The following is a 1,594-nucleotide window of genomic DNA, read 5'->3' as shown; positions in this document are numbered from 1 at the left end:
TGTTGAAGCTCGTAGCCATCCGCCGGAAGGAGCACCTTTCAGGTGTCCCACCCTACCTTGTTCTTCTACCCCCGTCCGCGCGTGGACATCGCTGAGGTCCCGGCCCTCTCGCATGCGGGCGCGGTGCTGCTGACCGACACGATCCACGCCACCGGCCTCGCCTCTTCGCTGCGGGAAGCACTGGCTCCTTGGACGAAACCGCTGGCCGAGCACCACGCGGCGAAGGTCCTGCTGGACCTCGCACTCACTCTCGCAATCGGCGGGGAGCATGCTTCGGATACTGATCTGCTGCGTTGCGAGCCGGGCCTGTTCGGTGATGTCGCCTCGACCCCGACGATCTCCCGCACGCTCACCACCCTCGCCCAGGACGCGCCCACCGTGATCGAGGCGATCTCGAAAGCCCGCCGGGCCGCGCGTGAAAGAGCCTGGACCCTCGCCGGAGCGCATTCCCCGGCTGCGGGGGTCAGTGCGAAGAACCCGCTGGTCATCGACCTCGACGCCACCCTGATCAACGTCCACAGCGAGAAGGAGCAGGCCGCACCGACGTTCAAACGCGGCTTCGGATACCACCCGTTGTGTGCGTTCCTTGACCACGGCAGCGAAGGGACCGGGGAACCACTGGCGATCCACCTCCGCCCCGGCAACGCCGGCTCCAACACCGCCGCTGATCACATCACCGTCACCCGGCAGGCTCTCGCGCAGCTCCCACCGGGCCTGCTGGCCCGGGGCGGGCGGGGGTCGAAGAAGATCCTGATCCGCACCGACGGGGCCGGCGGCACCAAAGACTTCCTGGCCTGGCTCCAGCGGCAGCGTCTGGCCTACTCGGTCGGGTTCACCCTCCCTGCGAACACGCCTGACCTACTGGAACGTATCGACGAGGCAAAGGCGTGGACCCCCGCCTACGACAGCGAGGACGAGGGGATCCGCGAGGGGACATGGGTGGCGGAGCTGACCGGGCTCCTTGACTTAGCCGCGTGGCCTGCCGGGATGCGGGTGATCGTGCGGAAGGAACGTCCTCATCCTGGGGCGCAGCTGCGGATCACCGATCACGAGGGGATGCGCATCACCGCGTTCGCCACCAACTCCCCGCACGGCCAGCTTGCCGTCCTGGAACTGCGGCACCGTCGCCGTGCACGCTGCGAAGACCGGATCCGTAACGCCAAGGACATGGGCCTTGAGAAGTTCCCGCTGCAGTCCTTCGCGCAGAACCAGATCTGGTGCCAGATCATCCAACTCGCCTCCGAGCTCGTCGCCTGGATGCAAACCATCGCCTTCACCAGGCACGACGCGAGGAAATGGGAACCCAAACGGCTCCGCGCGCGGTTGTTCGAGATCCCCGCGACCCTCGTGCGCCGCGCCCGGCACAAGGTCCTCCACCTCGCCGAACATGCACCCGAAGCCGTGAGGGTCCTGACCGGCGTCAACCGGCTCCGCACCACCGTCGCACAGACCTAACCCGGCGAGACCACCCGCCCCTACGACCAGCAGCTCCTCTTCTCGGGAGTGGAACCCGACCGCCCGCAACGGACACTGCGACGATCTGTCATACCCGAATGCCACAATCAGCAGCTCAACACCGGCAACGACGCCGACC

At 67.1% G+C, this 1,594-nt stretch carries 1 protein-coding gene; it reads left to right on the top strand.

Annotation, left to right across the window (positions count from 1 at the left end; all coding sequences use genetic code 11):
- The first annotated feature begins 57 nt into the window (after positions 1-57).
- The gene (locus M3B01_RS14515; RefSeq protein ID WP_259793252.1) at positions 58-1,455 is read left to right on the top strand and encodes an IS1380 family transposase; all 1,398 of its coding nucleotides are present in this window, start codon (positions 58-60) and stop codon (positions 1,453-1,455) included.
- The last annotated feature ends 139 nt before the right edge of the window (positions 1,456-1,594 follow it).

The sequence above is a fragment of the Brachybacterium sp. p3-SID957 genome (genome assembly GCF_025144775.1).
Taxonomy (GTDB): domain Bacteria; phylum Actinomycetota; class Actinomycetes; order Actinomycetales; family Dermabacteraceae; genus Brachybacterium; species Brachybacterium epidermidis.
This window is presented reverse-complemented; position numbering and strand designations above follow the sequence as displayed.